General features: G+C 58.8%; 14 protein-coding genes, 1 tRNA gene and 1 pseudogene. 11 read left to right on the top strand and 5 right to left on the bottom strand.

Annotated features, from left to right (window positions below):
* Window positions 1-15: 15 nt before the first annotated feature.
* The 3 genes from F8B91_RS14175 to F8B91_RS14185 form a co-directional block, all read right to left on the bottom strand.
* Window positions 16-3,489 (bottom strand): autotransporter outer membrane beta-barrel domain-containing protein, encoded by a 3,474-nt coding sequence (locus F8B91_RS14175; protein ID WP_196504500.1) that lies wholly within the window; start codon window positions 3,487-3,489, stop codon window positions 16-18.
* Window positions 3,486-9,647: a beta strand repeat-containing protein gene (locus F8B91_RS14180; protein ID WP_196504501.1), complete on the bottom strand. Its 6,162-nt coding sequence runs from the start codon at window positions 9,645-9,647 to the stop codon at window positions 3,486-3,488. The genes F8B91_RS14175 and F8B91_RS14180 overlap by 4 nt, the downstream gene beginning before the upstream one ends.
* Before the next feature lie 130 nt (window positions 9,648-9,777).
* Window positions 9,778-10,749, bottom strand: a complete 972-nt coding sequence (locus tag F8B91_RS14185) for a DUF7507 domain-containing protein (RefSeq protein ID WP_196504502.1) — start codon at window positions 10,747-10,749, stop codon at window positions 9,778-9,780.
* 643 nt (window positions 10,750-11,392) lie between these two features.
* On the opposite strand from F8B91_RS14185, the gene F8B91_RS14190 reads away from it, so the two are divergent.
* On the top strand, window positions 11,393-13,138 hold the full coding sequence (locus tag F8B91_RS14190) for an AI-2E family transporter (RefSeq protein ID WP_196504503.1): 1,746 nt from the start codon (window positions 11,393-11,395) through the stop codon (window positions 13,136-13,138).
* Window positions 13,139-13,144: 6 nt separating this feature from the next.
* Here F8B91_RS14190 and F8B91_RS14195 read toward each other — a convergent pair.
* A tRNA-His gene (locus F8B91_RS14195) sits at window positions 13,145-13,221 on the bottom strand.
* Window positions 13,222-13,441: 220 nt separating this feature from the next.
* Here F8B91_RS14195 and F8B91_RS14200 point away from each other — a divergent pair.
* The 5 genes and pseudogenes from F8B91_RS14200 (at window position 13,442) to F8B91_RS14220 (ending at window position 20,417) form a co-directional block, all read left to right on the top strand.
* Entirely contained in the window at window positions 13,442-15,958 is a 2,517-nt protein-coding gene (locus F8B91_RS14200) for a sensor histidine kinase (protein WP_196504504.1), read from the top strand.
* A gap of 52 nt (window positions 15,959-16,010) precedes the next feature.
* Window positions 16,011-16,466: a molybdenum cofactor biosynthesis protein MoaE gene (locus F8B91_RS14205; protein ID WP_196504505.1), complete on the top strand. Its 456-nt coding sequence runs from the start codon at window positions 16,011-16,013 to the stop codon at window positions 16,464-16,466.
* A gap of 18 nt (window positions 16,467-16,484) precedes the next feature.
* A complete protein-coding gene (gndA, locus tag F8B91_RS14210; RefSeq protein ID WP_348641814.1) occupies window positions 16,485-17,945 on the top strand; it encodes an NADP-dependent phosphogluconate dehydrogenase in 1,461 nt (486 codons plus the stop codon).
* A pseudogene (gene puuE, locus F8B91_RS14215) lies at window positions 17,938-18,834 on the top strand (allantoinase PuuE); the annotation flags it as partial. The gene gndA and the pseudogene puuE, both read left to right, overlap by 8 nt.
* A gap of 56 nt (window positions 18,835-18,890) precedes the next feature.
* Window positions 18,891-20,417: a glycosyltransferase family 39 protein gene (locus F8B91_RS14220; RefSeq protein ID WP_196504508.1), complete on the top strand. Its 1,527-nt coding sequence runs from the start codon at window positions 18,891-18,893 to the stop codon at window positions 20,415-20,417.
* On the opposite strand, the gene F8B91_RS14225 is transcribed toward F8B91_RS14220, so the two are convergent.
* Complete coding sequence (locus tag F8B91_RS14225) at window positions 20,414-20,887, bottom strand: hypothetical protein (RefSeq protein WP_196504509.1); 474 nt, start codon at window positions 20,885-20,887, stop codon at window positions 20,414-20,416. The genes F8B91_RS14220 and F8B91_RS14225 overlap by 4 nt on opposite strands.
* 166 nt (window positions 20,888-21,053) lie before the next feature.
* Between F8B91_RS14225 and msrB the strand changes: the two genes are divergently transcribed.
* The 5 genes from msrB (at window position 21,054) to F8B91_RS14250 (ending at window position 25,521) form a co-directional block, all read left to right on the top strand.
* Window positions 21,054-21,500 carry a peptide-methionine (R)-S-oxide reductase MsrB gene (msrB, locus tag F8B91_RS14230; RefSeq protein ID WP_196504510.1) on the top strand — a complete coding sequence of 149 codons (447 nt, stop codon included), beginning with the start codon at window positions 21,054-21,056 and terminating at the stop codon, window positions 21,498-21,500.
* Window positions 21,501-21,513: 13 nt separating this feature from the next.
* Entirely contained in the window at window positions 21,514-22,617 is a 1,104-nt protein-coding gene (locus tag F8B91_RS14235; protein ID WP_196504511.1) for an NAD(P)/FAD-dependent oxidoreductase, read from the top strand.
* 272 nt (window positions 22,618-22,889) lie between these two features.
* The gene (locus F8B91_RS14240) at window positions 22,890-23,309 is read left to right on the top strand and encodes a 3-hydroxyacyl-CoA dehydrogenase family protein (RefSeq protein ID WP_246715268.1); all 420 of its coding nucleotides are present in this window, start codon (window positions 22,890-22,892) and stop codon (window positions 23,307-23,309) included.
* Window positions 23,310-23,717: 408 nt separating this feature from the next.
* Window positions 23,718-25,100 carry a site-specific DNA-methyltransferase gene (locus F8B91_RS14245; protein WP_196504512.1) on the top strand — a complete coding sequence of 461 codons (1,383 nt, stop codon included), beginning with the start codon at window positions 23,718-23,720 and terminating at the stop codon, window positions 25,098-25,100.
* Window positions 25,093-25,521, top strand: coding sequence for a DUF5681 domain-containing protein (locus tag F8B91_RS14250; RefSeq protein WP_196504513.1), 429 nt, complete (start codon window positions 25,093-25,095; stop codon window positions 25,519-25,521). The genes F8B91_RS14245 and F8B91_RS14250 overlap by 8 nt, the downstream gene beginning before the upstream one ends.
* Window positions 25,522-25,532: the final 11 nt, after the last annotated feature.

Here is a 25,532-nt window from a genome sequence, read left to right on the forward strand (position 1 = left end):
CAGATTCAATGCGCTCTAGAATTTCCCGATCAGGTTGACAAACACGCCGTGATTGTCATGGGCGATGTGGCTCAGGTCATCGCTGAAATCGCCAAAATTATAGCCCACACCGAATTTGAAATTCTCGCCGAACTGCCGGTAAACCGCAGCCACCATGCCAAAGTCCTTGCTCTCATTGGTGGGCGACCACAGCACGCGGCCTTCCAGCATTGCGTCCCATTCCTTCACGATGTGATAGTCGAGGCGCACAATGCCGAGATGCGCGGCGGAATCCGTCCAGGTGGCACTGCTGATGCGGTCTTTGATCTTGCCCAGGCGCACGCCATATTTGCCGCCAATACCGAGCTTTTCAGTGACATTGTAAGTGACATCGCCAGAGACAATGTGGGAAATCTGCGACGGGCTGGTGGTGGTGCCATCAGAGGTGGACTGGCCGTCACCCGGATTGTCGTAGACGTAATTATATTTGACCAAGGCATTCACCCGGTCATTCTTTGCCGGACGGTAGGCAATGCCGCCCACGCCGTTGATATAGGCCGAGCTCTTGGTATCGGCAGACGCATCGGAAATCACCACATCCAGATTGGCCAAGGCGCGCCAGTCTTCCGACATCTTGGCGCCAACGCCCAGCTGCAGGAGATAGGACATGATCTCACTGGAACCATCATCGGCATAATCCCAGCGCACTTCGCCCTTGGCCTTGCCGTCCAGCCCGTTCTTGTCGTGATAGGAAACACCAAGCGAGCCAGCATCGCGGTAGATATCCGGATTCTTCAACAGAGTGGTGCTGTTGAGCGTATTATCAAACACGCGGCCTGTTTGTGCCGCGATGTCGATGCTCCAAGCCGGTGCGGGCGTGTAGCTTATGCCATAGGCATTGGTGATCGCCCGGCGGTTGCCGAACAGGTCAAAATTGTTTTCGTTGAACGCCGACCATTGCTCATTGAACCGGTGATGAGCACCCAAGGTCACGGTGCCATAATCATCCCCACTCAGTGAATAGGGTTGGCCTGGCGATGAACTGCGGAAGGCATCGCGGCGATAGCCCAGTGAATAGCTGTCATCGGCGGTTGGCGCGTAATTCAGCGAGGCTGTCGCATCCGGCCCCTGGTTGCCACCGGAGATTTCGCCCGACGCGGTAATGCGATCGGTGATTTTCGCCAATGCGCCGATGCCGCCGCGATTGTCATCCAGCATGCTGCCACGCAGGGCAAACGTGCCCTGGCCAAACACATAGACTTGATGGTCCTTGTCGAAATCATGGATCAGCCGCGCGCCGGCGTCACCGCGCGCTCCATTTTGTGTGCTGGCCACGGAGGTGCCGGTCTGTTCGGTATATTTGCCGTAAGGCTCCACCGACCAGCCACGCCCCACCGGCACCAGCACACTGCCTTTGCCTGACCGCGTCAGCGATTGGCCGAGTGCATTGTTCTCACTGAATTCACCCTTGGCCTGGCTGTCGCCCGGCAGCTTGGCATCGCCGGAAACACCCCATTTGGTTTTCTCAGTCGTGGCATTCATTTGCGGCGTGGAGAAGCCGGCATCGTCATGTTCATAGGCACCATGCAAGCTGCCCTGCACGCGGCCATGCGTGGCCTCGTCCAGCGATGCGCCACTCTCCACCCGCCAAGCATTGGCCGGAATGCCCGATGTTCCGGCCCCGGCGCTGGTTTGCGAGGTGAGGCCGCCATCGACTGAATAGGCGGAGCCAAAGCCCGGCCCTTCGGAATGCGCCACTTCCAACTCGATATAGGTTTCTTTCGAAGTCTGCAGGCGGAGATCGGCACTGCCTGCGGTCTGATCCGCCGTCTGCACTTTTTCGCGCAAGGCCGAAACGCCCAAGCGCAGATGATTGCCCAGCCAGGTTTCAGCCCGGCCGCCATAGGCATAGGCATCACCATCCGACGCGATGGGCTGATAGGCATAATGCACGATGAGGAAATTCTGCTTGCCGCCTGAATCTGATGGCAGCGGCGCATTCAGGATCAGAATGCCATTGACCGGATCAAAGCGGTAATCAGCACCCGGCTGCAGCTGCGTGGTCGAAGCGACAAACCCAGTCACCGGATTTCGCGCTTCCACACTGATGATTTCAGACCCGATGGTGATGTCTTGGTGGATCAGGAAATAGGCCGAGCCGCCGGTGCCGCGGAACACTTCGGTGTTGGGTACCGTCCCGGGTTGGGCGGCATAAGCATCGACGGCGCGCTTTGCCTCGCCGTCCTGCGTGGTGGATTCAGAACGGTAAACCCCACTGGCGCCATACAGCGCGCGCTGCGAAGCGAGGAATCTCGTGCCGGTGATATTGGATTTGAAATTACCCCAGGTGACCGAGCTTGGCCCTTGTTCGAGCCGCACATAGACCTTGCCACTGGTCGGCGCATCATCAATGGCCGTCGAGTCATCGCCATAAACCGGGTAATAGTCATTGGGGCTGATGCGCTTCAGCATGGCGCGCGGATCTTTCCCCGCCATGCCACTGAACATATTCTGCAGCGTGTCCTCGCCCGTGTCAGCCGCCGCTGTGAGGATATATTTACCCTTGATTTTGCCCTTCAGATAGAAGGCCGCATGGCCACGCGTCCATGTGCCGGGATATTCATCCACACCCGTATGCTCGACGATGCCATTGCCGAAATTGTGCCCGATGGTGAGATCGGCCAGGCCCACCGAGAACCATTCATTGGCGGGCACAACAATGTCCCGCGTGAAGTTCAAGCCCTTGCCATCCTGCAGCACGGAGATGGCCACTGAATGTTGACCAGGCGGCAACAGCCGCTGGGTCACAAAGCCGTCGCTGCCATCCACCGGCACAGGTTCGCCCATCACCCGCACATCATGGCCCTTCGGGATGTTCTTGCCGTAAACCGTGACAGCCCCGCCAAACACCTGAATGTTGCGAATGGCGGCGCGGTCTTCGCCATAGCCGGGTGCTACAGCCTCATCCGCGCCCGGATGCAACGGCAAAGCTGTCGCTGAATGCTTCAATGGTAGGGCTTTGGTTTCATCAAAGCGGCCATGCTCATCATAGACGCGCAACACGTAATCCATTTCTTGTGGCGCGTTCTCCGGCATCAGCCATTCAGCGCCGCCCAGCGGCTCAATCGGCAACACGGCAATCGGCGTGATGCTGCCGCCCGCCGTCCGGTCAAACACCCGTACTTCAGCCCGCTTGATCCAGGCCGCATAATTGCAGGTGGCGAGGAAGCGGAGCTTTTCGCCGGAGCGGAAATTGACCTGAATTGGGAAGGTCGAAACATTGAGCTGCGGTTTCACCCCCAGCCCATCGAACTTCACCTGGATATCCACATCACCCGGAATGGGCGCATCAACCGGCGCGTCCACGGCAATGGGCGCACTCGCATCCAGCTTTTCTCCATCGACACTGATCGAGAAGGGCGTGTCCTTGTTGGCCATAGCCGGGCTAGCAAAACCCAGCGCGCCCAGCAAAACCAGCATGGCAACACTGCGCTTCAGATGAAGGGTCATTGCGCACCCTCCATGTCAAACTTGATGCCCAGCGGATAGGCATTGCCGCTGTTGCTCCACGCCTGCCGCACCCGCGCCATCACCGCATCGACACGCGACTGCGCCAGTTCGCCCGATTCCTTGCCCTGGTGATAGACCAGAATCAGATCCGAGCGGCGGCTCTTCAGCACGCCAACAAGCTTGCCGATGCCGCCGGTCCAGCGCGGGGTGAGATTGGCCGTGCCATCCACAAAGGCCTGACCAGAGAAATCAAGCTTCACCTGATGCAGGCGGCCCGCACCGAAATTCAGCTCGGTGGCCTTGCCGCGGGTGAGCCGCACATCGCGCGGATTTTCTGTCGTTATATTGTAACCAGCAGGCAAGCTGCGCGGATCGAGCTTCATCACGAAGTTGGAACCAATCGCCGCATCCGGGATGGCAGCACATGGCACATGGAAGCGCCCCTGTGCATCGGTGGTGATGAGCAGGCCATTGACGGTGGCCACGCGCACGGCGGGAAGGCCCGGCTCACCATCCTGCTGGTAGCCATCGCCGTTCAAGTCATCAAACACCCGGCCAATAATGTCGGAGCAATCAAAGCTGGCATCGGGCATCACTTCGACCACGGCCTGCGCGCTGGCAATCAGGGCATTGTTGCTCTGGTCCACCAGCTTGGCATTGTTGACGAACTTGCCGGCACTTGAGGTGGATGAAGCATTCAGCGTCAGCACCACGCTGATTTTGCCGGCTTGCGGCACCAGGCTGTTGAAGGTCAATACCTGGCCCTTCACCAACGGCTTCACCGCCACGCCATTCACCTTGGCGGAACCGGTCACATAGGCAAAGCCCGGCGGCATGATGTCGGCAATCTGATAGGCATCGCCCAACAGGCTGGCGGCAGAAATCGTGTAAACAACAGGCTCGCCGCGCTTCACTTGCGACCGCGCCGCCGTCTTGGTGAAGCTGGCCTTGGACAGTTCAAGCGGCGTGACCGTGGCACGTTTTGAACTGGCGTCAATGCTGGCATTGTCGGACAGCGCAGTAATATCAGGCTGGGTCGCGTCATAGCGCGCCGACACTTTGGCCTGGTTCGTATAATTTCCAGCTGCAACATCCGTCGCCATGATGACGTGGCTTGCGGTGAGGCTTGTCGTATCGCTGGCACCGGCGGCAAGTGCTGTGATCTCCGGCGCAGGCGAAGGCTGCGCGGCACCCGCATCAATCAGTTTCACATTGGTAAGGTCAATGTTGCCGGTATTCACGACATTGAAGGCGTAGTGGATGATGTCGCCCGCATCATTGACCTTGTTGCCGTTCACATCCTCAACCGTGAAAGTCTTGACGAGACCAATGCCGGGATCAACGGCCACTGGCACGATAGTCACGGCATTGGCCGAGAAGGCGGCAGGATCGGTCGCGTCCGTCGCAGAGACGCCATCGGCGGTGTTGTTGCCCGTCACCAGCACCTGGCTGTCAATCTGGCCCGCCAGAATTTCGGCATTCATGATCTTGTGGCGCAACTTGAATTGCGTGTCATTCACCGCACCCGCCGGAAGGGCCAGTATGGCTGAGCCGATCACCGTGCCGCTGAAGCTGCCATTGAGGGCAAGGTTCACCGTGTCAAAAGCCACATTGCCGGTATTGTGCACCGTGATCCTGTAAACCGCATAGCCATCCGAGACGGCAGCAGGCACCACCGCACCGGCTGCATCTTCGAAATGATCGAACTGCTGCAAGGCTGCGATCTGCGGCATCGGAGCAATCAGATAAGGCGTGATGCGGTGCTGCGCAAAATCCAGCACGTCAGTGAGGGCGGTGGCTGGCTGGCCGCCGGTTGAACCTGCCACCTTGATCTGTGCATCGTAATGGCCCGACACCAGATCAGCCAGGGTGATCACATGGCGCGCAGTGAAAGAGGTCGTGTCGGTTGCGCCGGGTGCGAGCGCGCCACTGAAGCTGCCAGTGATGGTCAAGCCGCCGCTGCTATCCGTCAGAGTGATGGCATTAAGCGCCGCGATGCCGGTATTCTTGATCTGCACCTGATAGGTCAAGGTGTCACCCGCATTGACAACATTATCGCCGTTGGTATCGGCATAACTGGGTGCGGGCAGCAGGGCGGACAAAGCGGGGGCAGATGCAATCACGGTATCAGTTGTGGCATCAGTCGAGGAGGCCGGATCGCCGCTGCGCGAGGCGGCAGAGGCGGTGATCGCCGAGCCGGCTTGTGCGGCAATGACATGCGCGCGGTTCTGCACGATGCCCGCCTGCTCGTCAGCGGCGGTCACAGTATAGGTGCCGGTGAAGATGGTGCCGTCGGTGGCGGCAGGTGCCAGCACCACGCTATTGCCGTTGCCAGTGAGAGTGACGCCGGAAAGCGTATCGCTCAGCGTAATATTATCAAGCGGCACGTTGCCGGAATTCTTGACGATGAAGCTGTAGTGAATAACGTCACCGGCATCAACCACGCCATCGCTGTTCGCGTCATCAAAACTGGCTTGCTTCTTGTACAGGGCAATTTGCGCTTTGGCGGTGATCGCATAGGGCGTCACGCGCGCCTGGGCAAAGTCCGACAGATCCGAAAGCCCGCTGACCACCAGGCTGCCGGCGGTTCCCGACACTTTCGCCTGCGCATCATAATGACCGGCGGTCAGATCAGCGGCAGCGATCACATGCGTGGCGGTGAAGGTGGCCGTATCCGTCGCGCCTGCCGCAAGGCTACCGCTATAGCTGCCATTGAAGGTTAGGCCCGCAATATTGTCGGCCAGCGTGATCGTGCCAAGCGCAACCACGCCGGTATTCTTCACCTGCACCTGATAGGTCAGCGTGTCTCCGGCATTGACCACCCCGTCGCCATTGCTGTCAGCGTAGCTGGGTGCCAGCAGCAGGGCCGCAATGGTGGGTGCTGCCACGATCACAGTGTCAGTTGTCGTGTTGGTGGACGAAACGAGGTCACCACTCAGCGACTGTGCTGTCACAGCGGTGGCGATGCCCACCTGTGTGGCATTAATGCGGGCACGGTTATGAACAGCACCCGCCGCCGCATCGGCTGATGTGACCGTATAGGTTGCGGTGAAGGTGCTGGCGTCATTCGCACCGGGAGCAAGCGCCACAGAATTCGTATTGCCCGCAACAGTCACGCCTGCCATCGCATCGGTAAGGCTGATATGATCCAGCGCTACATTGCCAGTGTTCTGCGCGATGAAGCTGTAATGCAGCACATCGCCTGCGCTGATTACGCCATCGCCGTTGGTGTCATCGAAGCTGGTTTGCTTCTTGTACAGCGCCACTTGTGGATTGGCCGCAATCACATAGGGCGTGATGCGGTGCTGGGCGAAATCAGACAGGTCTGAAAGCGCACTGATCTGGGTGCCCGCGCCCGATGCCAGCGCGGCGGTCACCTTGCTTTGGGCATCGTAACGTCCGGCTGTCATGTCCGCCGCAGTCAGCGCGTGACTGGCGTTGAAGGTCGTGGTGTCAACCGCACCCGGCAACAACGTTCCCGTCAAGCTGCCCGTTAAGCTCAGGCCCGCGGCATTGTCGGTCAGCACGATGCTGTTGAAGGCAACGCTGCTCAGATTCTTGACCTGGATATTATAGGTCAGCGTATCCCCGGCATCGGCCAGACCGTTGCTGTTGGTATCGGCATAGGACGGCGTTTGCAGCAACAGGCCGATCGCAGGTGTGGGCGAAACCACCGTATCCGTCGTCGTATCAGCCGATGTGGTGAGATCGCCGCTCTTCGAAACAGCACTCACCGCCGTGCTCGTGCCCTGCTGCACGGCGTCCACCTTGGCGCGGTTATGCACAATGGCCGCCTGCTCGTCGGCCGCACTGATCGTGTAGGCGGCCGTGAAGCTGGTTGCATCCGTGGCACCCGGCGCCAGTGTGATGGCGCTGCCGGTCACTGTTGCACCCGCCAGCTGATCGGTGATGATCACATTGGCCAGCGCCACATTGCCGGTGTTCTGCACGATAAAGCTGTAATGAATTACGTCTCCGGCATCCACGATGCCATCGCTGTTCTTGTCTTCAACACTGGCCTGCTTTTTGTACAGCGCCACTTGCGGCTGCTGCGTGATGGTCAACACCGTGGGTGCACTTTGGGTGGGCACGCCGGGATCCGAGTCATGCGAAACTTTGGTGCCATCCGGTGCCGTGCCGGTGACGGTGGCGGTGTTGTCGACATGGCCTGCATCTACATCGGCCTGGGTGATCGCATAGCTGCCGGAAATGGCGGTGCTGGTGGCGCCGGGCGCGAGGCTGGCCAGCGGGTTGCCGGCGATCACCACAAGTGCACCACCACCGGGCGTGTCGGTGATGTTGATGTCGCTCAGCGTCACATTGCCAAGATTGTAGATGGTGAACTTGTAACCGATCACGTCGCCCACATCGTTGAAGCCGTTGTGGTTGGTATCGGTCACGCCCGTCACCTGCTTCAGCAGGCCAATCACGGGAACTGGTGTGATGGGGGTCACTGTAGGCCGGTGCTGGGCCGGATCGGCATTATCGGAATCTGCAGTCACATCAACCGCCGCCGGCGATGTGCCCTGCGCCTTGGCCTGGTTCTGGTACAAGCCATGGTCAATGTCGGCCTGGGTCAGCGTGTATTGCGCAGTGAAACTGCTGTTGTTGGTCACGCCCGGGGCCAGCGAGGCAATCGGGGTGCCTGAAACAACGGCTCCGGTGTCGGTGGCCAGCACGTTGGTCAGCGTTACATTGCCGGTATTGGTGATGGCGAGATGATAACTGATCTTGTCACCGGGCTTGGCGCTCACACCGTCTGTCGGAGTGATCGTGCCGGTTTTCACCATGCCGATGGCCGGGTCTTGGGTCAGCGGCAGGCTAGTGCTGCCGCTCTGGCTCAGCGTCAAGCTTGCAAGGTCAAGCGCTGTTGCTGTGGCCGTGGTCGAGGTCGTGCCCGCATCCATGTCATGCTGGGTCAGCGTGTAAGGCACCAGCGTGTCTTGCGACTGACCCGGGTTTAGCAGCGGAATGGTGATCGGAAACAGCGAGGCCGTTTTGAAATCATCATAGGTCTTGATGCCGGACAGTGGCAGGCCCTGTTGCAGTGCCAGCAAGCTTTCGTGTCCGCGCACATGCCAGGTCACATAGGCATTGGATTTCACTTCGCCAGCGGCAAGTTCTTCCGCCGTCAGGTCTCTCGTGAAGATGATGCTGGCGGCATCAGTCTCGTTAGGATTGAGGAGGCTCACGGCGCTGCCGAAAGCGAAACTATCGGGCTGGTCGATGCGAATGCCAGTCAAGGGCGCGTCGCCCGCATTGGTCAGGTTGAACAGGAAGCCGATCTTCTCGCCGGCTTCCACAGGGCCGGTCTTGCCCGACATGCGCACCAATTGCCGCACGGTATTGAACTCCGGAGCAACCAGCCCCGTCATGCCACGCTTCGCGGCAAGGCGGCGGTGCGCACTTTCCACCACGCCATAGCGATGCTGCTTGCCACCCAGGCTGGCCGTAGCGAATTCCGGTGCGGCTGGATTTGATGCCCCGTCCAGCAACGCAATCATCCGGTCATTGCCGCGTGCGTCGTTAAAGGCAAACAGCGGATCATTGAGCACGATATTCGTGAGCAGCGAAAGGCCGGTATTCTTGACCGTGTATGTGTAGTTTACGATATCCCCGGCTTTCGGATGCGCCGTGGTGAACGCGCCCGCTACCGTGAGCGACAGGCCAGACGTGTAGTGCAGTGCAGTCGTCACCGAGCCATTGGCCGAAACCTGGGCGCCGCCACTGGCCGACATGCCTGCAGCAACTGCAGCATCGTGATAGCTGCCGGCCAGGATATCCAGCAAGCCTACACTGTGCGCGCCGGCAAAGGTCACGGCGTCGGACTGGCCGGGGGCCAGGCTGGCAATTGGCCCACCTGTGACGGTAACGCCGGTGTCGGTAATGGTGATATGATTTAGCGTCACATTGCCCGTATTGGTGATGGTGTAGGCGTAGTTGATCGTGTCGCCGGCATCGTATTGGCCGTTGCCGTTGTTGTCGGTCATGGCGGTTGTCACCACCGAAAGCGTAAGCGCAGGTGAACCGCCTGCCACCGGCACAGCAGCCGTCACTGGTGCCGAATTCAGCGGCCCGCTGGGCCCTGATCCGACTGCCGTTGCGGTGTTGGTAATGGCGGCGAAAGAGGAAAATTCCGGGCCCAGAAAAGCACCCATTAGAAACGCCAAAGAAGCCGCCGCTTTCGCGAGGCTTCTCGGCGCCCGAGGAATTTTCCTCTTCTGGGCCGGGGCAGTCATTCGCGACCGCCCCGTATAATTCCCCCCTTAAACAGTCTCATAGAGCGGGTTACCCGTGATCGAATTCCGCTTGGGTGACAGTATGCGCCCAAGTCATGGTGACGGTCGCACCGGGTGCCAGCACGCTCCAGATGCCGTTATTGGTGGCACCGTCAGACGAGGCGGCAGCACCCAGCGGCCCGTTGCTGCTCAGCGTTTCGTTGGTGATGCCAGAACCACCAATCGCGACAGCTGAACCGAAGTGGACGTCGTTGACCTTCACATTGGTCATCGTCACTGTGCCGCTGTTGTAGATCGTATAGGTGTAGGTCACGATCGAGCCCACCGAAGCGGTGGTCAGCGTGGCGCCACCCGTATCCTTGATCACGAAAGTCTTGGTGATTGTAAGATTCGGGTTGCCGGTGATGGTGGTCGTTGCGGTGGACTTGTTGATGGTCGGTATGCTGTAGGCCGTGTTGCTGGGGCCGTAGGTACCGGTTGCACCGGCCGTATTGGAAACGCCGTTGGCCTGATCAGCCGCGTGATAGACGTCCAGTGTGGCCAGCGTATAGGTCGCTGTGAAGCTTTGCGAGGCGCCCGGGGCCAGCGTGGCGCTGGTCGGGCTGAAGGCACCAAGGGTGGCTGCTTCAGCATAACCATAGAAGGTAGGACCTGGATCGGTTGGCACCACATTGCTCATGGTCACGTTGCCGGTATTGGTCACCAGATAGGTGTAGGTGATCGTGTCGCCACTATCGGTGTGGCTTGTGTCGGTACCGGAAGAAACACTCGGCGTTCCCGCCGTCTTCACGATGGTGAGTGTTGGTGTGGCCGGGGCAACCGGCACGCTCTGGCTCGATGAACCGTAATTGCCGGGCGATGAATTATAAGTACCCACGGCATTCGCGGTGTTGTCGATCGTCGCGTAGGACGGTGTGACTTGTGCCGCAACGAGCGTGCCTGTCAGGGCTGTGACAGTGACAACCCTGGCGCGCCGCGCCCAGAGGTAGGCGTTGAAGAGAGCTGATGTTTTACTGGTCATTTGAACTCACCTTGCGGGATGAATGAAGGAGGGCTGTCTCGAAAAGGAAGGGTGGACAGGCTAAATTAGGCTGCCAAAAAGGAATTTCGGGACGCCCGCGTTGGCGCAAGGCATGGCAAAATGGAGATGAATGTGGTCCCGGTTTCAATTTCTTGTTCCTTGGCGTGAAAATACTGACGCTGACAAACAAGAGCGCAAGAAACTCAGAAAATCGGCTTGCCCCCAAACCCAAAAAGTCCGGCGATCTCCGGGACTAATGGTTAAGGCGGTCTAAGATTTTGCCGTTAATGAACGGTTAAAAGCGGCAGTTTCCGGTTTTTTTGAAACGGGGGATTTACATTTCATTAAAGTACCTTAGGGCCTAAACTGCAGCCTCCACGTGCATTTCTCCTAAATTCCGCCACCCATTAAATTTTCAGTTGCGAAACGCCAACCTTGCCCGCAACCTGAGAATGTCGATGCCTTAAGCAAAGACCCCCAAACCTCGCTTGCGGCTCCAGCCCCGCACAAGCCTCGCGAATCAACGAAACGCGTTTCGACATCAATTTCGTGGAGTGTTGGCCTCAGGAACAATTCCGGGAGGTCGGCATTTAACGCCATCAGCCCGATTTTGAGGCTCAGCCCCTAACAGGTGACTAAAAACATGCGTGCGGCCGTCCAGACCAAATATGCCTCTCTGGCCCATGCCGTAATCATCGCAGCGGGGCTGGTGGGTGCACTTTATATCGGCCAGGACATCATCATCCCCTTCGTCATCGCCGGCATCCTGGCGGTGATCCTGCTGCCGCTGGTGGGCTTTCTGATTGCCATCCATGTGCCGCGCATCCTGGCCACGCTGCTCGCCGTATGTCTGGCGCTCGGCGTCATCCTGGCGACTGGCAGCCTAATGGGCCGCACGGCGATGGATCTTGTTTCCGATCTTCCCAAATACGAGCAGCAGCTGCGGGCCAAGGCAGAAGCTCTGAAATCCGTTACCACCAGCACGACCTATGACAATGCCGCACGGATGGTGAAACGTCTGCAGGAAGAAATCTCGCCCACCCCACCGGATGCGAATGTTCAGTCCGCGCCCGCAGTTATTGCCGGCAGCGAGGACGGCTTGGGCCTCACGGTGGTAAAATCCACCCTGCGCACATTGGCCCATCCTTTCTTGCAGCTCGCGACGATCTTCGTCCTGCTGCTGTTCATGCTGTTCTACCATGAGGAAATGCGCGACCGCCTGATCCTGCTCATCGGCACACGACGCTCGGCGTTGGCGCTAAATGAATCGGCAAGGCGCCTGAGCCGACTGATGCTGGGCGTGCTGTCGCTCAACCTGCTGGTGGGCACCGTAATCGGTGCCGCGCTCTGGTTCTTAGGCATTCCCGGCGCCATCATGTGGGGCGTTTTGACGGCATTGCTGCGCTTCGTGCCCTTTCTCGGCACTTTCATAGCCTCGGCCTTCCCTATATTGACGGCACTGGCCGTCGGCGATGGATGGGGGCTTGCGGTCACAGTGGCTACCATCATCGCGGTCACAGAATTTACCGCCGCGCAGATCATTGAACCGGTGATCCTTGGCAAGATGTCTGGCCTCTGGCCTCCGGCCCTGATTGTTGCGGCGCTGTTCTGGGTTGCCATTTGGGGGCCGATCGGCCTCATTGTCTCCACCCCTATCACCATCTGCCTGCTCGCCTTCAGCCAGCACATCCGTTCCTGGCGGGCGGTGGCGTCCCTTCTGGGTGAAGCCCCGGTTCTTGCCCCAGAAGATGCTTTCCATGGCAGGCTGATTGTCGGTGATGTGGCGGGCCTCGCCACCATGGCCAACGCCGCAATCACCGAAGGCAATGCCGAAACCTTCCTCGACGCGCTGGTGATCCCCGCTCTGCAACGCATCTCGCGCGATATGGATGATGGCGAAATGAGCCGCGCCCAGCTCGAAGAAGTGAAGGACACGCTGGAAGAAATGCTGGAAGCGGTGATCCCCGAGGAAGAGACGGAAACCACACAGCCACGCCCCGTGCTCATCATCGCCAGCCATGGGGCATTGAACCATTGCGCCGCACTCAGCTTTGCAGCACTGTTGCGCAGCAAGACCATTGCCAGCGAGGTGGTGCGTTTTGGCGATGCCAGCCGCGCCCTTGAACAGCAGCCCAAATCGAATGCCGGCGCGCCAGTCATCCTGGCCAGCCTGTTTTCATTCGATGATCGACTGACACTTCATTTGTCGAAAAAACTGAAGAGCAAATATCCGGGCACGGAAGTGCTGATTACCGCTTGGCTGCGCGATGCCAAGACACCGCAATTCAAAAGCCCTGCTTTAGTGGCGGAGAATTTGCGGGATCGCTCACCGCCGAAAGCGCGGCGCAAACCGCCTGCCGCTGAGCGGACAACATTCATACCGGCTTGAAGGAAATGGTACCACCTCCCCGGCTCGAACGGGGGACCCCTAGATCCACAATCTAGTGCTCTAACCAACTGAGCTAAGGCGGCACAACTGACTGTCGGGGCGAAGGCAAAGCCATCCAGAAATCCCGCAGCAGATTTCGGCCCCCTGTTAGCCGAAAAGCCTGGTGGATTTCAACCTTCAAAAAACCATGTCGTGGCGCGGCGTTAACGGCCTCTGATTGGTTATCAAATCCTTAACCGGGGCTAGACCTTTAAGGAAAAACCCTGTTTAGTGCGGCCTGTCTTATCAGTTCAGTTGAGTACCATGACCAAGCCACTGCAAACATTAGAAGATTTGCGACAGTCGCCGGAACCGGCCTGGCTCTGGGATGTGGCCCGAAGGCGCCTGGTCTGGGCCAATGAGGCTGGCATTGCCGCCTTCAACGCCAACTCGCTTTTTGATCTGATCGACAGTCCCTTTGATCCCAAGGAACCGGGCCTGCAGGTTTTGGCGCAGCTGACCGAAAGCCTGCCGCGCGGACTGACGCAGACAGCCACGCTGGATTTCCCTTCGCTGGGCAAAACGGAATCGCTGGTTTGCGAATGCTGGCTCTATGATCTCGCCGATGGCCGTGACGGCATGGTCACTGTAGCGCGCCCGCCGAAAAAGGAAATCGCGGTCACGCAAGCCGACCTCTTGGAAAGCCTGCCCGCTGCCACCTGCGGCATCTCTGAAGGCGGTAGCCTGCTGTTCAGCAATGAAATGGCGCGCGGTCTTTTTGACGCCGCCAACACCACACAGCTCAGCCAGCTGCTTGTGCCCGACACGCAAGTGGAACCGCTGCTGAAGCGTCTGCAGGCGACCAGGCTGGTCAGCTTCATCTCTACCTATGCCAGCCCTTATGGCACACGCGAAGCGCGCTTCACCTTGAAGCGTGCCACCGAAGGCACCGGCGTTTTCGCTTTGATGACGATGGAAGACGTGACCGAGCGCCGCCAGCTTGAGCGCCGCATGACGCTTGCTCCGGTAGCCAAGCTTGAACCGCAGGAGAAGCAGGCCTTCGAAACCTTGGGCCGCACGCTCGCAGCTGCTTCCACGCCGGAAGTCGCAACCCCTTATGCTGAAATGCCCGCTGAAGCCCCGCCTCAACAGGATGAGCAGCCCGTCGAAGCTGCACCCGAGGTCAAGGCCACGCCGAGTTCCAAACTCAACGAAGCCAGCTTCCCGCGTGCGCTCTCTGAAGCATTCGAGAAAATCCCCGTCGCCATGGCGATCAGCCAGAATGGAAGGCCTGCTTACGCCAACCAGAATCTGGCCAGCGTGCTGGGGCATGAAAGCGTGTCAGACTTGATGCAGGATCTGAAATTCTGGCAGGCGCTCGCATTGTCCAGCCCGGAGGGTAACCGCGCAACATTGCCGTTGGCCGACGGCGAGATGCGCCAATTCATCATCAGTCGCAACGCCATGCCATGGCAGAACGGGAAGGCAGATCAATTTCGTTTTGAAATCATCCCGGAAAATCCGGCGAATATTCCAGCTGACTTGCCGGTCAGTGAACCGGAAGTCGAAGCCATCGCAGATGAGCCCGAACTTGAGCTTGTCGCTCCTCCGCTGGAAGCGGAACAAGCCACGGCAGCAGAACACGATCCGGACAATATCTATGCTGTGGACGACATAGAGGCTGCCGACGAAGCAGATGAGCTGGAGGAAGCAGACACGTCTGCCGCCAGCGAGCAGGAGCTGCGCTCCATCCTCGACATTTCGTCTGACGGCATCATCACATTGGATAGCGCGGGCCATATCATCATGCTGTCGGCCGGGGCTGAAGCCATTTTCGGCTACCGCAATGCTGAGCTGGTGGGTAAGCCCTTTGCCAGCCTGCTGAGCGCTGAAGGTGCGGCCACCGTGAAGGAATATCTGGCCGGCCTTGAAGGCCAGGGCTTGGCCTCGGTGTTCAATGATGGCCGCGAGGTCACCGGCATCGTCAAGCAGGGCGGCAGCGTGCCGCTGTTCCTCAATATCGGCCATCTGCAGTCGAAAGGCAGCACCAGCTTCTGCGCCGTGGTGCGTGACATTACGTCTTGGAAGCGCACCGAGCAGGAATTGCGCGAAGCCAAGGACGCTGCCGAACAGGCCAGCCGCCACAAGTCGGATTTCCTCGCCCGGGTCAGCCATGAACTGAGAACACCGCTCAACGCCATCATGGGCTTTGCCGACGTGATGCGCACCGGCCAGTTCGGCGATATCGGCAATGAGAAATACCGCGCCTACCTGAATGATATTCATGGCTCTGGCAGCCATCTGCTGTCGATGATCGATGACCTACTGGATTTCTCCAAGATCGAGTCAGGCCGGATGGAGCTGAACTTCACTGCGGTAAGCCTGGTGGATTGTTTCGATCACGCCGCCAATCTGCTGCAGGACCAGGCCACCCGCGCTCGTGTGCTGCTGCGCAAATCCTTCCCCGACAATCTGCCCCGCGTGGTGGCCGACCAGCGCGCCATGCGCCAGGTGATGCTCAATCTCCTCTCAAACGGCATCAAGTACACAGATGCAGGCGGGCAGATCATCGTCTCCGCGCAAGTGGGAGCACATGGCGCCCTGATCTTGCGCTTGAAAGACACTGGCATTGGCATGGACGAGACGGAGTTGCAGCAAGCACTGCAGCCCTTCGCGCGCGTCACCACCGCCGGGCGCGAACGTCAGGGCACTGGTTTAGGCCTGCCGCTGACCAAGGCGCTGGTGGAAGCCAACCGCGCCAGCTTCGATATCACCAGCGAACCCGGGAAGGGCACCCTGATCGAAATCACCTTCCCGACGACCCGCGTTCTGGCGGAGTAAGAGTGCGCAGGAGCGCATTGAATTCCACCCTCAGGCGGCGCAATCTTGCGCCATGATCAAAGTTCAAACTGAAGCTTTCGATGTGGGGGCGGAACTTGCGGCGCTGAAAGGCCATCGCACTGACATTGGCGGCTTTGCGCTCTTTGTAGGCTCAGTGCGCGATCTCTCCGGCGGCAAGGATGTGACGGCGATGACGCTGGAACATTATCCCGGCATGACCGAAGCCGCCTTGGCCGAAATCGAAACCCAAGCCCGCGCCCGCTGGGAACTGCAGGATGCGCTGATCATCCACCGCTATGGCCGCCTGCATCCGGGCGATGACATTGTGCTCGTCATCACGGCCTCCGCCCACCGCGCCGCCGCCTTCGACGCCTGCGCCTTTCTGATGGACTTCCTCAAAACCAAGGCCCCGTTCTGGAAGCTGGAGGAAAGCAGCCAGGGCGTGGGCTGGGTCGAAGCCAAGGCCAGCGACGAGCAGGCCGCCGCGCGTTGGGAAAAGCAGAGCTAGACCTTTCGCCCCCTCCGAATCCATGGCAAGCTTCGCAAAAATGCGGGAGCGAAAATGTCGGATGCAGAAATTGGCCTGATCGGCCTCGGAGTCATGGGTGCCAATCTGGCGCTGAATATCGCCGAAAAAGGCTTCAAGATCGCGGTGTTCAACCGCACAACCCAAGTCACTAAAGATTTTTACGCCAATGCGGGCAAGCTGGCGGCCAATGTGGTGCCTTGCGAAACGATGGAAGCATTGGTGGGCGCCATCCGCGCACCCCGCCCGATCATCATCATGACCAAGGCCGGTGAGGCCGTTGACCAGACGATTGCGGCTTTGCGCCCGCTGCTCAAGGGCAACGACATCATCATCGATGCCGGCAATGCCAATTTCCGCGACACGATGCGCCGCTTCGGTGAACTTGACGGCACCGGCCTGACCTTCATTGGCATGGGCGTGTCGGGTGGCGAAGAGGGGGCCCGCCACGGCCCGTCGATCATGGCCGGCGGCACGCAAGCCAGCTTCGACCGCATCGCCAAGGTGCTGCATGCCATCTCCGCCAAATACAAGGGCGAGTCCTGTGCGGGCTATATGGGACCCAATGGCGCTGGCCATTTCGTCAAGACCATCCATAACGGCATCGAATATGCCGACATGCAGATGATCTCGGAAATCTATGGCCTGATGCGCGACGGTCTGGGCATGAAAGCCGCCGAAATCGCCAAGGTGTTCGGCGACTGGAACAAGGGCCGCCTGAATTCCTACCTCATCGAGATCAGCCACAAGGTGCTGAGCGTGACCGACAAGAAAGCCAAGAAGCCGATCGTCGATATCATTCTCGACAAGGCCGGCCAGAAGGGCACCGGCAAATGGTCAGTGATCGAGGCGCAGAATTTCGGCGTGAATGCCAGCGCCATCGAAGCCGCTGTCGATGCGCGCATCATGTCGTCGCTGAAGGCTGAGCGTGAAAAGGCCGAGAAGGCCTACAAGATTCCGAAGAAGAAACTGAAGGTCACTTCGCGTGCCGCTTTCCTGAAGCAGCTCGAAGGTGCGCTCTATGCCGGCAAGATCGCCGCTTACGCGCAGGGCTTTGCGGTGATGGAAACCGCCTCGAAGGAATTCAACTGGAACTTGCCGCTGGGCACCATCGCCGCGATCTGGCGCGAAGGCTGCATCATCCGTTCGCAATTCCTGGGCGAGATCACCAAGGCGTTCTCCAAGAAGGGCGGCAATCTGCTGATGGCCCCGGCCTTCGCCAAGATGATGCAGAAGGACCATACGTCCCTGCGCGCCGTGGTGGCACAAAGCGCGTTGAGTGGTGCCCCTGCTCCCGCCCTGGCCAACGCGCTGTCTTATTTCGATGGCTACCGGCAGTCCCGCGGTACCGCCAATCTCATTCAGGCGCAGCGCGATTTCTTCGGCGCGCATGGCTTCGAGCGCATCGGCGAAGAAGGCGCACATCACGGCCCCTGGGCAATGAATGCCAAGCATGACTGAGAACACGCCTTATCCGCGCGACATGCTGGGCTATGGCCCCAACCCGCCTGATGCCAAATGGCCGGGCGGGGCGCATGTCGCCGTGCAATTCGTGCTGAACTACGAAGAAGGCGGCGAGAACAACATCCTCCACGGCGATGCGGCTTCGGAGGCATTTCTCTCTGAGATCGTTGGTGCCGCCCCTTGGGTCGGCCAGCGCCACTGGAACATGGAATCGATTTACGAATATGGCGCGCGCGCCGGCTTCTGGCGCCTGCACCGCATGTTCACCTCACGCAATGTGCCTGTCACCATCTATGGCGTGGCCACCGCCATGCAGCGCTCACCCGTGCAGGTGAAGGCGATGATGGACGCCGGTTGGGAAATCGCCAGCCACGGCCTGAAATGGGTCGAACACAAGGACATGACCGAGGCGCAGGAGCGCGAATGTGTGGCCGAAGCGATCCGCATCCATACCGAGATCACTGGTGAGCGCCCGCTCGGCTGGTATACCGGCCGCTGCTCGATGCACACGACAAAGCTGGTCGTCGAAGAAGGCGGCTTTCTGTACACGTCCGACGACTATGCCGATGACCTGCCCTATTTCCTGAAAAAGCCAGACGGCAAGAAGCACTTGATCATTCCCTACACGCTCGATGCCAATGACATGCGCTTCGCCACCCCGCAGGGCTTCAACACCGGCGAGCATTTCTACCAGTATCTGAAGGACTCGTTCGATTGCCTCTATGAAGAGGGCAAACAGGGCGCGCCGAAGATGATGAGTGTCGGCCTGCATTGCCGCCTCGTCGGCAGGCCAGGCCGCGCGCTGGGGCTTGCAAAGTTCATCGATTACATCCGCGCGAAGGAAAAGGTGTGGATCCCCCGCCGCATCGACATCGCCAAGCATTGGTGGAAAGAATTCGGCTGAGCCTAAGGACAGCCGTTCCGGCTTTCACCTTTCTGGCAATGCTGGCGATCGGCCTGCTGGTGTTCCGGGATTACGGCATTTCCTGGGACGAGCCGCAGCAACGCAACATTGGCGCTGTCTCCCTAAAATATGTGCTGTCATTGATTGCACCCCAAGCGATGACCGGTGATCTGCAGCAATTGCCTGATCTGCAAGATTTTGCCGATCGGGACTATGGTGTGGGCTTTGAACTCCCGGCCTTCGCCGCCGAGAAATTGCTCGGCCTCACTTCAACTCAAAGCATCTATTTCTTCCGTCACCTTCTGAACTATCTGGTTTTCCTGATCGGCGTTGGCGCGACTTACAGCATGGCGGCGCGCCGGCATGGTGCATGGCAGGCTGGGCTTCTCGCGGCGTTGCTGCTCTATTTCAGCCCCAGAATTTTCGCTGAGTCCTTTTACAACGACAAGGACATCATCTTCATGGCCGCCTTCGCCTTGGCCGCTTGTACGATGCTAGCTTTGTTCCGCAAACCAGATTTCAAAAGTGCGTTCTGGCATGCCTTGGCCACGGCCTGGGCGCTGGATATCCGCATCATGGCCATAGTGATGGTTCCGGCCACATTGTTCGTGCTGGCAGCGAGGGCATTCCAGCAGCGCGACTTGGCTGCAAGGCTATCCGTGCTGTTCACGTGCTGGTTGGCAGCCACTTTTGCCTTCCACGTTGCGACCTTCCCGTTCCTTTGGGCTGATCCGTTCGGCAATTTCATCGCGGTGTTCCAGCATATGGCGCATTTCCGCTGGACTGGGCCGGAGCTCTTTCTGGGCGAAATGATCGACGGCACCAGGCCGCCTTGGCATTTCGCACTGGTCTGGATTGGCGTCACCACGCCGCCCTTGGTTCTGTTGTTATTCGCAGCAGGTATTTTCGCTGTCGCGTGCAACGTGCTGCTCAAATGGACTGACGAAACGCTGGAGGATATCACCTCGCTTGGCCTGTGCGTGGCACCCGTCCTGGCCGTGATCGTGCTGCATGCGATCATCTATAATGGCTGGCGCCATCTCTATTTCATCTATCCCTTCATGATCCTCATCGCTGTGCGCGGCGCTTTCATCATCTGGAATAGATTACGCCAGCACCGCATGGCCGCAGGCGCCGCGCTTGTCATTCTCGCCAGCCTTTTTACCGTCACGGGAATCTGGATGTGGAAAACCCATCCGAACCAACATGTCTATTTCAACGCGCTTGCCGGGCCGGGTGCAGGTGACAGGTTTGAGCACGATGTGTGGGGCCTCTCCAATCGCGCCGCCGTGGAATACATCCTGGCGCATGATGCGTCACCCTTCATTTCCATCGCGCCGATGAGCAATACGCCGCTGGAAAACGCGCTGCTGATGCTGACCGACGAACAGAAGCGCCGGATTCACGTCCTGCGCTATGCGGATTTCACCACTTATATTCTGAACAATTATCAGATCGTCCCCAGCCGCGATGACACGGCGATGCTGAAAACCCACGACCTCTATTACCAGGCGCAGGTTGATGGCGACAAGCTCGTCTCGGTATTCCGCCGGAAGATGCCTTAGGCGCGCTTCAGCTTCCGCATGATCTTGAATCCGATCCAGGCGAAGACCACCAGATTGATCACTTGCGCCAGCAGGAACCAAGGCCCGGTGCCATCAGGTGCAGCAATGGCTTTCAGCTCCGGCAGTTTCAGGAAGCTTTGCGCAATGGTGACCAGCACCAGGAAAAACACATTGGCCACGATGCCCAGCGCGTAGAGCTTGCCCCACCAGCCTTTAAGACCAAAGCCAAACCGCGCCAGCAACATCAGGATGATGATAATCGAAGACACAATCCCCGTGCCAACTGCGGGGGTAAATCCTTTGATCGGCAGAAGGAAGCCAGTCACATCCACTAGAATCACACCAAGAATGAAAAGATCGGTCCACACTTGCGGCGTGGTAGCAAAGTAGGCGCGCAGCGCCACCCAACCCAGCGCCAAGGCCAGAAAACTGAGTGCCGTGTGAATCAAGGTAAGCGTAAAAACGTCCATAGTGTCCTGCCTGTTGGGTAGGTTGCCGTTCCTGAACCTCAACAGAATTTTCGTAGGAGTTCAAGCAACTTGCTCACGCGCATGTGAAAGTGCGTGCATATTGATTTCCATCGCCTTGGCCCCACATCGTGGCTAGATTGAACCCAAGCACGCAGGAGACAGATCAATGACCGGTTGGAACGAAGTGGTAGGCCTCGCAAAGAACGGCAATGTGCCACCACCGAAGCGGGTAGAAAAGTCGGATGCCGAATGGCGCAAGCAACTCTCACCGGAGCAATTTCAGGTAACTCGTCTGAAGGGCACCGAACGGCCATTCAGCAGCGAAATGTGCTCGCTGTTCGAGCCCGGGCGTTATGCCTGTGCCTGCTGCGGCACCGAGCTGTTTGACTCAGCCACCAAATTTGAAAGCGGCACCGGCTGGCCCAGCTTTAGCGACCCCGTTGCCAAGGATGTTGTAGCCTATGAGGGCGACTTCAGCCATGGCATGCAGCGCATCGAGGCACTGTGCAATGTGTGCGACGCCCATCTGGGCCACGTATTCCCCGATGGCCCCCCGCCCAGCGGCCTGCGCTATTGCATGAATGCGCTGGCGCTGAACAAGATCAAGGATTGAACTCAGCTGCGCCATGAGCCCTGATTTTGATGCCTTGGTGATTGGGGCCGGCGTGGTCGGCTTGGCTGTCGCGCGTGAGCTTGCTCTCAAGGGCAAGCAGGTTTTGGTGTTGGAAAAGGCGGCGCGCGCCGGCACCGAAACCTCGGCGCGCAATTCGGAAGTGATCCATGCCGGCATTTATTATCCCACCGGCACGCTGAAGGCACGGCTCTGTGTGGAAGGCCGCCAGCTGCTCTATGACTATTGCACAGCACATGGCGTGGAGACAAAGCGCCTCGGCAAGATCATCGCGGCCTGTTCCCCCGCCGAGGAAACCAAGCTGCAAGGCATCAAGGCATTGGCTGATGCCAATGGCGTGACGGATCTGCGCTGGCTTTCGGCTTTGGAAACTGCCGCGCTTGAGCCCGAACTGTCTTGTACCAAGGCGTTGCTGTCGCCCTCCACCGGCATTGTCGATGCCAGCGGCTTCATGCTGTCTTTGCAGGGCGAGGCGGAAGCCCATGGCGCCAGTATCGCGTTCAACACCAGCTTCAAAGGCGCAGCGCGGCAGGACGGAAATTTCGTTGTGACCGCGCAAGGCGCTGACGGCGAAATAACCGAACTCATATGCGCCAGCATTTTCAACTGCGCTGGGCATGGTGCGCACGAAGCGGCTGCGGCAATCGCCGGTTATGATGCACGCCACCTTCCACCCAAATTCTTCGCCCGCGGAAATTACTGCAGCCTCTCCGGCTCCTCACCTTTCAAGCATCTGATTTATCCCGTGCCCGTCTCTGGCGCGCTCGGCATTCATGCCACGCTGGATCTGGCGGGTGCTGTACGCTTCGGCCCCAACATCCAATGGATCGACACGCTAGATTACACATTGCAGGACGGGCTGCCGGAAATCTTCACTGAGGCCATTGCAACTTATTGGCCCGGCGTGCGCAGCCGCACCCTTTCGCCCAGCTATTGTGGTGTGCGCCCCAAAACTCACGGCCCCGACAAGAGTTTTGCGGATTTCAGCATCCAGCGTGACGCACACCACGGCGTGCCCGGCTTGGTAAATTTGTTCGGCATTGAATCCCCCGGCCTTACTGCATCGCTTGCCATCGCCAAGGAACTTTCGCCCATCTGAATCGTTTCCTTCTCATACAATTTCCAACAAGGAGGATGCTATGGGACGTGGAATTCTGCTCTGGCTGCTGGGTGTGCCGATTCCGGTGATCATTCTTCTGGCCATCTTCTTTCATCACTGATTTTCAATATCCATTAAAATTCGCCCGCTCTTCCCCGCCCTGAAAAGGACGTGTGACGAGCGGGCGTTTTTTTGAAGCGCGTGGCTCTTGCCCGCGCACAGGCCTTGGTTCAGGCTGCACCGCAAGACCTTCTCACCGAGATGGATTTCGCTTGCAGATTCTCGTCATCGTCACTCCGAACTTCAATCTCGCGGCGACGATGGCCTTCATCGATCCCTTCCGTGCTGCGATCCATCTGGTCACCACCGGCGTGGCCAGCGTGGACGATGTGGACAAGGCCATGTGGGCCGGCCCCGGCCTGCGCTGGGCCGCGATGGGCCCAACCCTGCTGTTCCATCTGGGTGCCGGCGAAGGCGGGCTCGAAGCCTTCTGCGAACGCTACACCGCCAGCTTCAACCGATGGTGGGACGATCTCGGCGTGTTACACCTCACTCCAGAAATCGCAGCCAAGCTGGTTTCAGGCGTGCAAGAGGAAGCCCACGGACAATCGCAATCAGAATTGTCTCACCAACGCGACCAGATGCTGGTCGCCTTGCAAAAGGCCACCGCGGAATTGCGGGCGAAGAAATAATCGAAGTGGGAAGATGGTGGCGGACGCAGTCGGTGACGAACCTGTCTCTGCGTCCTGTTCCCAGGTATCAGGGAAAAAAGCAGGGAAACTCTGCGAAGGTGCAGGCTGGATATTCAGTTTCAGGGCGCTTTCGCCCATTATAGCGCAATCCCACCGATGTTGGCGCCAAACCGGAACAGGGAATTTTCGAAGCCCAAGCAGGGATCTGTTCCACAGATGCAGCGAACCCCATTTACGCAAACAGGCAAAGTCCTCCAAACCGGGACCTGATAATATTATTCCTATTAAACAACAGCTTGACAGGATTTCCTAAACCGAGTTAAGGGAAACTCAAGTTGGGCGCGGTTTCGCGCACTGATGAAGCAACCGGGAAGTTGCGCACTCCACCCTGCGGGGAAAGGCATCGTCATGCCCGGTCTTCAAATCGAATCCATCAAACTTGAATCGCTTGTCCTGAATCCGCGCAATGCGCGCACCCACTCGCGCAGGCAGATCCAGCAAATTGCCAAAAGCATTAGGTCCTTTGGCTTCGCCTCGCCGGTTCTCATTGACGAGAACAATGTCATCTTGGCGGGCCATGGAAGGCTGACGGCCGCCAAAGAATTGCAGCTGGCGCATGTGCCATGTATCCGGCTGGCTCACCTCAACCTCACGCAGAAGAAAGCCCTGGCATTGGCCGACAACCGAATCGCGCTCGACGCCGGGTGGGATGAGGAGTTGCTGGCCCAAGAGCTCAAGGACATCCTGACAGACGCCACGTTCGACATTACTGACACAGGCTTCACTTTGGCGGAGATCGACGGCGTCATTGAGGGACTCGGCGTTGATGAAGCAGGGGATCCGAGAGATGAGAGACTGCCTGCGCTGGATGCGGACCAAAAGGTCACACAGAAGGGTGATGTCTGGATCCTGGGGCGCCACCGGCTGATCTGTGGCGATGCGCTGGACCCGGAAGTGGTCGAGACCTTGATGGCTGGGGACCTGGCCCAGATGGTTTTTGCGGATCCACCTTACAACGTCAAAATCGCCAACGTCAGCGGGCTCGGCAAGACCGAGCATCCTGAGTTCGCGATGGCCTCAGGAGAGATGGCTCCAGAGCAATTCACCTCGTTCCTGGAAACCGCCTTCAGAAATCTGGTCAAACACAGCATTGACGGCTCGATCCATTTTGTTTGCATGGACTGGCGGCATCAGGCCGAAATCTCGGAGGCCGGCAAGCGGACCTATAGTGAACTCAAGAACGTGATTGTCTGGGATAAAATCAACGGCGGCATGGGCAGCTTTTATCGGAGCCGCCATGAGCTGATCTATGCCTTCAAGAATGGCACAGCGCCACACATCAACAATTTTGGGCTGGGCCAGCGCGGCCGATACCGCACCAACGTTTGGGCTTATCGCGGCATGAACTCTTTCGGCGCGGGGCGCGACGCCGCATTGGAGTCTCATCCCACCGTCAAGCCCGTGGCCATGATAGCCGACGCCATCAAAGATGTGTCCGGCCGTGGCGGCATCGTGCTGGACCTTTTCGGCGGCAGCGGCAGCACGCTCATCGCGGCCGAGAAGGCCGGCCGCCGCGGTTTTCTCTGCGAACTGAATGAAGCCTACTGCGACCTGATCATCCGCCGTTACCAGGCATGCGCCAAGGATGATGCGACTTTGGTCAGCACGGGTGAAACCTTCGACCAACGCAGGGCGATGCAACTGAAGATCAGAAACACGGAACCTGGTGCGGCGCCGGCGCCGCGTGGGAGCAGCCCAGAGAAGCTGAACGAGGTGAACAGCCATGACTGATACCCCCGAGAAGCCGAAACCGCATCGCGCTTACCCGTTGCTGCCGGCGGATTTTGACATTGGCTACGGGAAGCCTCCCGTTGAAACGCGGTTTAAGCCTGGCAAGTCAGGCAATCCAAAAGGTCGCCCCAAAAATGGCCCATCGCTTGCCAAAAGCCTTGGGAACGTTCTGTACGGCAAAATCACCATCCGAGAAAACGGCGAGATGAAGGAAATCATCGCCCTAGATGGCATCTTCAAAGCGATGCGCTTCAAGGCGCTCAAAGGTGATACTCGCGCCGCCGCTCTGCTGTTGCACATGGCAGAAATACACAAAGTACAGCAGCGGTTGGAGCCGCGCAACGAGATCCATGTCCGCTTTGTGTCACCAGACCCCGCTTTCATCGCAGAATTGGAAAGGGATGGGAAAGAAGACAAATAGCGCAGTTTGGT

The organism is Aestuariivirga litoralis (genome assembly GCF_015714715.1).
GTDB classification, from domain to species: domain Bacteria; phylum Pseudomonadota; class Alphaproteobacteria; order Rhizobiales; family Aestuariivirgaceae; genus Aestuariivirga; species Aestuariivirga litoralis_A.

Bases quoted from the DNA above. Each gene is read 5' to 3' on its own strand.
- F8B91_RS14175 (WP_196504500.1), bottom strand. From the start codon at position 3,489: ATGACCCTTCATCTGAAGCGCAGTGTTGCCATGCTGGTTTTGCTGGGC.
- F8B91_RS14180 (WP_196504501.1), bottom strand. From the start codon at position 9,647: ATGGGTGCTTTTCTGGGCCCGGAATTTTCCTCTTTCGCCGCCATTACC.
- F8B91_RS14185 (WP_196504502.1), bottom strand. From the start codon at position 10,749: ATGACCAGTAAAACATCAGCTCTCTTCAACGCCTACCTCTGGGCGCGG.
- F8B91_RS14190 (WP_196504503.1), top strand. From the start codon at position 11,393: ATGCGTGCGGCCGTCCAGACCAAATATGCCTCTCTGGCCCATGCCGTA.
- F8B91_RS14200 (WP_196504504.1), top strand. From the start codon at position 13,442: ATGACCAAGCCACTGCAAACATTAGAAGATTTGCGACAGTCGCCGGAA.
- F8B91_RS14205 (WP_196504505.1), top strand. From the start codon at position 16,011: ATGATCAAAGTTCAAACTGAAGCTTTCGATGTGGGGGCGGAACTTGCG.
- F8B91_RS14220 (WP_196504508.1), top strand. From the start codon at position 18,891: ATGCTGGCGATCGGCCTGCTGGTGTTCCGGGATTACGGCATTTCCTGG.
- F8B91_RS14225 (WP_196504509.1), bottom strand. From the start codon at position 20,887: ATGGACGTTTTTACGCTTACCTTGATTCACACGGCACTCAGTTTTCTG.
- msrB (WP_196504510.1), top strand. From the start codon at position 21,054: ATGACCGGTTGGAACGAAGTGGTAGGCCTCGCAAAGAACGGCAATGTG.
- F8B91_RS14235 (WP_196504511.1), top strand. From the start codon at position 21,514: ATGAGCCCTGATTTTGATGCCTTGGTGATTGGGGCCGGCGTGGTCGGC.
- F8B91_RS14245 (WP_196504512.1), top strand. From the start codon at position 23,718: ATGCCCGGTCTTCAAATCGAATCCATCAAACTTGAATCGCTTGTCCTG.
- F8B91_RS14250 (WP_196504513.1), top strand. From the start codon at position 25,093: ATGACTGATACCCCCGAGAAGCCGAAACCGCATCGCGCTTACCCGTTG.